Below are 5,248 nucleotides of genomic sequence, written 5' to 3'. Positions count from 1 at the left end.
GGTTGAGAACCACTCCAACTTTCAAATACCCGCCCTCCCCGGCGCCGGACATGCAGGTCCGATCCTTTGCCGGCATTGAAGACCGCACCGGGCGGTAGGGCAAGGCCGAATGTCCGCCGATGACGCCCATCGTGGCGGACAGGAAAATTTCGTTGTCCCAGCTTGATCCCCGATAATCCCGCTATCCACAGGCCAGCGGCCATTCCCCAGGTCCCTTACCCGGCGTACATTAAATCCATCTCAGGCGGCTACCGATCATCAAGCCGAAAGGCGAAGTGAAAGGCGGATTTCCTGAGGCCCGTACGGCCCGAAGCGAGAGCAGGCTTGCCTGTTTCGAGGGACGGAGCCGAGACCTACGGGGCCGCGGAAAGCGTGCCAACGCCTACGGCGGACCGATGCTGCCATGAAGGACGGCAAAAACCTTCGATGGTGCGCAGGGCAAAGCCCGCAAGGGTGAAAACCGGCGTGGTCCCGAACGGACGCTGCTCTCGGGCGGCGGACTGGCAGGACCGTCAAAATCAAGGCCGGCAAGGCGCGACGACTTTACGGAAGTTGCTGCCGCGACCGTGTCCTGATCTGACAGGGAGGCGCTGGGAGAAATCCCGGCGCCGACTGCCTTTTTGCCCCTCGATATCCTTCGCCGGAGATCTCGCGGGCGCCGCTTCACCGCGCGCCAAAATCAGTTAGTATCCCAGCGTCAGAGTCTGTTTTCAGGCGGACTCTTCGAGGGGGACACTTCATGACGCTCATCCAGAAGCTTGCCGTCGCCTATGCCTTCCTGTTCTTCGGCGTCGTCGCCATCGGCTACATACCGGCGTTCAACGACGCCGACGGCAATCTGTTCGGCCTGTTCTCGCTGCAATGGTATGACGACCTGCTGCACGCCTTCTCCGGCGTCTGGGCTCTGGCCGCCGCCTTCATCTCGCACCGCCAGGCGGTGTTCTATTTCAAGCTGTTCGGTTCGGTCTACCTGTTCGACGGCGTGCTCGGGCTGATCACCGGTTCCGGCTGCCTCGATGCCGGTATCTTCATCAACGGCTTCCGCTCCCTCAACGATATCGAATTCCCGGCCCGCTTCTTCGCCAACCTGCCGCACCTCGTCATTGGTGGCTTCGCCGTCTATGTCGGCTTCCGGCTGGCCAGGCGCATACACGAACACTTCGCCACGGCCTGACTGGCCATGTTCCTGTTCCGCTGGCTGAAGCGCATCATCAAGACGATCCTCTGGGTGATCGTCATCGTCATCCTCATCCCGATCGCCGGGCTGAGCTACGGCTTTCTGACGACGTCGTCGCTCGACAAGACGCCGCTGCCCGGAATTGCCGATGGCGCGCCGCCCAAGGCGCTGGCCGACAAGGCCCGCGCCGAGATCCTCGGCTACCAGCGGCCGGAGGAATCGACCTTCCTCACCTATCCGGAATGGGCGATCGTCTACGCCGCGCGCGAATATGCCGGCTTCGTCGACAAGGACCAGCCGAGCAGCTTCCCCTACTGGTCCTATGTCGGCCGCTTCTGGCAGGACTACGCCATGGTCATCCGCGCCAGTTCTCCCTACAAGTTCAACTACGCCAACCACCAGATGCTGGTCATCATCGGCACCAGCCACTCGATCGAGCATATATTGCAGTGGGCCTATGAGAACACGGTCGGCCGCATCACCGAGGCGACGACGGCCAAGCGCACCGCCGCCGACATCTATCAGGCCAAGGTGGCGGCGGACTATGCAGGGTTTCTCGACCAGGTGCCCTGGTATCAGTTCCCCTATGCCGACAAGCGCGCCGGCCTGTTTGCCGTGCAGCCGGCGGCGGGCGATAGTTCGATCCGCACCAGCGAACGCAAACTGGCCTTCGGCCTCGCCGACACCATCAAGCAGGGCTATGCCGACCTGATCACCAAGGCCCTCGCTGCCACGATGGACCCCGCTTTGCTCGACATCCATGTCTGGGCCAAGGGACCCGTCGGCGAAGCCACCCGCAACGAGCCCGACACCTTGCTCGAACGCGACATGGGCGCTGACGGCACTATCTTCGTCACCAGGCGCTATCAGGTGTTCACCGAAATGATCCCGCGCCTGATCGACAAGGGCGTCTCCTTCGTCGAGATCGGCGGCAATGACGAGATCATGGTCACCGTGCTCTCCACCGATACGATCGCCATCCCCGAAGGCATGCGCATCCTGTTCAGCTATCCGCTGCCGGCCGACCCGGCGATGCGCCGCACCGGCATGATCGTCGCCGTGCGCAAGCTGCATCTCGTGCTGCCGGCGCTGATCAAGGCCGGCGCCAGGCTTGAACACGTCTACGACTACTGAGGCCTTTCGGCCACGCCCGGCCAGGATCATGCATTTCCTGCGCTCCGCCACGCCCATTCCACAATCGCGGCCAAATCCCGCCTTGTTCGCGCGCGAAGGAATGGGAAGAAATGAATGGGCTGCCGGGGGCATCTCGAAGGGACAAGACCGTGATCAAGACCGCCCTTGTCGCCATGACCATTGTCGGCTGCGACTGCGACGCCAAGCTTTGCGAATATATCGGCGAGACGCCGGCCAAGTGGTCGACCGTCGCCGAGTGCGAAGCGGCGATGAAGAGCCAAATGCTGCACGAGCGCAATTTCAATTATCCGCTCGTCTCCGGCATCTGCCGCACGAAGGGTTCGTCGTCCTCCTCGCAACTGGCCGCGACCGCATCGCGCCCAGAACTGAAGCCCGCCAGCCGGGTTGTCAGGACCGAAAGCCCATTGCCGCCTGAATTGAGCCACCGGCCGAGCGTCTCGGTCGGTTCGCCGACGACGGCCATGGAAGCCGATGCCGCCCGGCCCGTCGCCTATGAACAGGTGGTCGATGGCGGAACCGGTGTGCTCTATCGCACCAAGAACGGCTACGCCGTGGTCAAGACCGATCTCGGCCGCGCCGCTTCGGCAACCGCCGACGCCGCGAAACGCTCCGTGAACTGGCTGGCCGGATTGATGCCGAAGGGGCTTTAGGCCCGCCGGCGTTTGACGACCGCGTGATCAGGAAGGCACATAGGTCAACCTGATCACGTCGTCGCCTATCAGATCGCTGGCCACGAAGCGAAGCGGTGGCCGGGGGCCGGCGAAGAATGGCTTACCCTGACCAAGCACGAACGGGTGGAAATAGAGTTGGTACGCATCGATAAGACCAAGGTCGGTCAGGCTTCGTGCCAGGTCCGGTCCGGAAACTGAAATCTCCCCGACGAGCTCTGCCTTCAGCCCACCTATCACCGCCTCGACGTCATCCGCGACAAGTGTGGCGTTGGGGCCGACCGACTTCAGCGAGCGCGACACAACCCATTTCGGTTGGCTCCGCCACGCCGCCGCGAATTCGTGCGCCTCCGCGTTCCACTCAGGACTGTCTTCGTCCCAATAGCGCATGACCTCGTACATGCCGCGACCGTACACACTGCCGCTCAAATTGCGCACTTGCTCCATCCAGTGACGAAAGATTGTCGGGCCTGACGGCATTTTCTGGTGGTCGACGTAACCGTCGAGGGACTGGTTCATTCTGAAAATGAGCTTCGCCATGCTGCAGGATCTCCGCCCTCCGGATCGTCAGAATAACTTGAGCCGCCGTTACGCAAAAGTGTGGACCCAACCGAAAATCCAAACCAGGACACGACCCTAGTCCCGCTGCAATTTGACTTTCAGGCTTTGCCAAAACTTGTCGATCAGCGGCCTTTCGGTCGCTGCATCCTCGCCGGCAACGCGGGTGATGAACAACAGCCCCCGATCGGCAACGCCGAAGCCGACGATCTCGAAATCGGCGGTGTCGGTGCGTGTCTTCACCTCGGCGTGGATGCCGGTCAATTCCTTGCCGTCGGCGAGTTTTCGCGTCGTCGGCTCCTGCGTCAGCGTGGCGCCGGCCTGCACCGATTCCTTGGTCATCTCCTGCAGCATCAGCTGGTTAAGCGACACCGGATTCATCGCGCCATATTCCTGCACCACGACGATCGTGCCGAGAGCCGACGCCATCAGATACTGCGTGATATCATCGCCGATGTCGGTCTTGGTCACCGAAATGTTGCTGGGGTGAACGAAGGAGAAGACGCTGCCGGAAAAGGTGGCGAAGTCGTTGCGCTCGAGCGTCACCTTGCTCCGCTTGCCGCCAGGCAGGGTCACGTCTGCGCTCTCGCCGGGATCGATATCGACCGTCACACCATCGATGGTCAGCTTGAAGGCCTTGAGATCCTCGGCTCCGGCAGGGCCAGCGCACAGCGCGATGAGGATGAGTGCCGCGGCTGATACCTTGCGCATGAAGTCTCCTAAAGTCTACGCCACCCCGCTCAGCGCCTTGATGGCACGGTAGAAGGTCGAGGAAAACAGTTCCGTCGGGTCATACTGCCGCTTCGCCGCCAGGAAGGCCGGCAGTTCGGGATAGGAGGCCAGCAATTCCCTGGCCGTGTAATGCAGCTGGTAAGGCAGGAAGAAGCGCCCGCCATGCTTGATCGTCACGTCGATCAGCGCCCGCGTCAGCGCCCGCATCCTGGCATTGCCGTCGGCATCGGTCGGCTGGTTGATGTAGAGCACCAGCGAATAGGCCGGCTCCGGCGCGTAGGTCAGCGCCACATCCTCCTTGTGGACGATGCGCACCGAAGCATTGAGCACCGGCAGCGTCTGGTTGCGCAGGATCTCGCGCGCTTCCGCGATGAATTCGACATAGGCGGCACGTGGAATAAAATATTCGTGCAGGATGTCGGTTTCTTCCATCCGATCGTTGAAGAGATAGGGGACCGAATCGTGCATCGGGTTGTTGCGGGTGACGAGACAAGCCTCGCCCTCGGCCATGGCTGAGGTGCGCGCCACCGTGCAGCTTTCGAATTTCGGCTCCAGCGTCTTTTCGGTGAACCACTTCAACTCCTGGAACAGGCTGCCCCATTTCGCCAGGTTGATGATCACCCGCTTCAACCCGACCGAACCCGGCTCGCCGATCTCAGGCTGATCCGCCGGCGGCTGCTCCGCCACCTTGTCGTAACGGTAGACGATCATGTCCTCGAGGAAATTGCCGGGCGCCGTCGACAGATGGCCGTAGAACAGGCCGATCTCCTTGTTCGGCTCCAGCACCTCGGCGAAGAATTTCGGAAAATCGTCCGATCTGATGATTTCGCGCGAGGTCCGGTAGACGGCGTTGTCGACGACATCGAGCGTCGCCTCCAGCACCACGCCGAACAGGCCGTAGCCGCCCACGACGTGCCGGAACAGATCGGTGTTCTCGGTCGGCGAGCAGGCGGTCACC

The 5,248-nt window shown here is 62.0% G+C and carries 6 protein-coding genes; 3 read left to right on the top strand and 3 right to left on the bottom strand.

The features are described from left to right. The first annotated feature begins 739 nt into the window (after positions 1–739). The 3 genes from EN750_RS17365 (at position 740) to EN750_RS17355 (ending at position 2,982) form a co-directional block, all read left to right on the top strand. On the top strand, positions 740–1,174 hold the full coding sequence (locus EN750_RS17365) for a hypothetical protein (RefSeq protein WP_127268292.1): 435 nt from the start codon (positions 740–742) through the stop codon (positions 1,172–1,174). Positions 1,175–1,180: 6 nt separating this feature from the next. Then, entirely contained in the window at positions 1,181–2,311 is a 1,131-nt protein-coding gene (locus EN750_RS17360) for a hypothetical protein (RefSeq protein WP_127397140.1), read from the top strand. A gap of 149 nt (positions 2,312–2,460) precedes the next feature. Beyond that, positions 2,461–2,982 (top strand): hypothetical protein, encoded by a 522-nt coding sequence (locus EN750_RS17355; RefSeq protein ID WP_013530041.1) that lies wholly within the window; start codon positions 2,461–2,463, stop codon positions 2,980–2,982. Between the two features lie 27 nt (positions 2,983–3,009). Here the strand turns inward: EN750_RS17355 and EN750_RS17350 are convergent, their stop codons facing one another. The 3 genes from EN750_RS17350 to EN750_RS17340 all read right to left on the bottom strand — a co-directional run. Beyond that, entirely contained in the window at positions 3,010–3,540 is a 531-nt protein-coding gene (locus EN750_RS17350; RefSeq protein ID WP_127397139.1) for a dihydrofolate reductase family protein, read from the bottom strand. A 96-nt stretch (positions 3,541–3,636) separates the two neighbouring features. Further along, positions 3,637–4,269 (bottom strand): hypothetical protein, encoded by a 633-nt coding sequence (locus EN750_RS17345; RefSeq protein ID WP_127397138.1) that lies wholly within the window; start codon positions 4,267–4,269, stop codon positions 3,637–3,639. Positions 4,270–4,284: 15 nt separating this feature from the next. Then, positions 4,285–5,248, bottom strand: a 964-nt coding sequence (locus EN750_RS17340) for a D-arabinono-1,4-lactone oxidase (RefSeq protein WP_145967741.1), incomplete at its 5' end; no start/stop codon positions are given.

Source organism: Mesorhizobium sp. M7A.F.Ca.ET.027.03.2.1 (genome assembly GCF_003999175.1).
Taxonomy (GTDB): domain Bacteria; phylum Pseudomonadota; class Alphaproteobacteria; order Rhizobiales; family Rhizobiaceae; genus Mesorhizobium.
The sequence above is the reverse complement of the archived record's forward strand: the minus strand, read 5'-3'. Positions and strand labels throughout refer to the sequence as shown.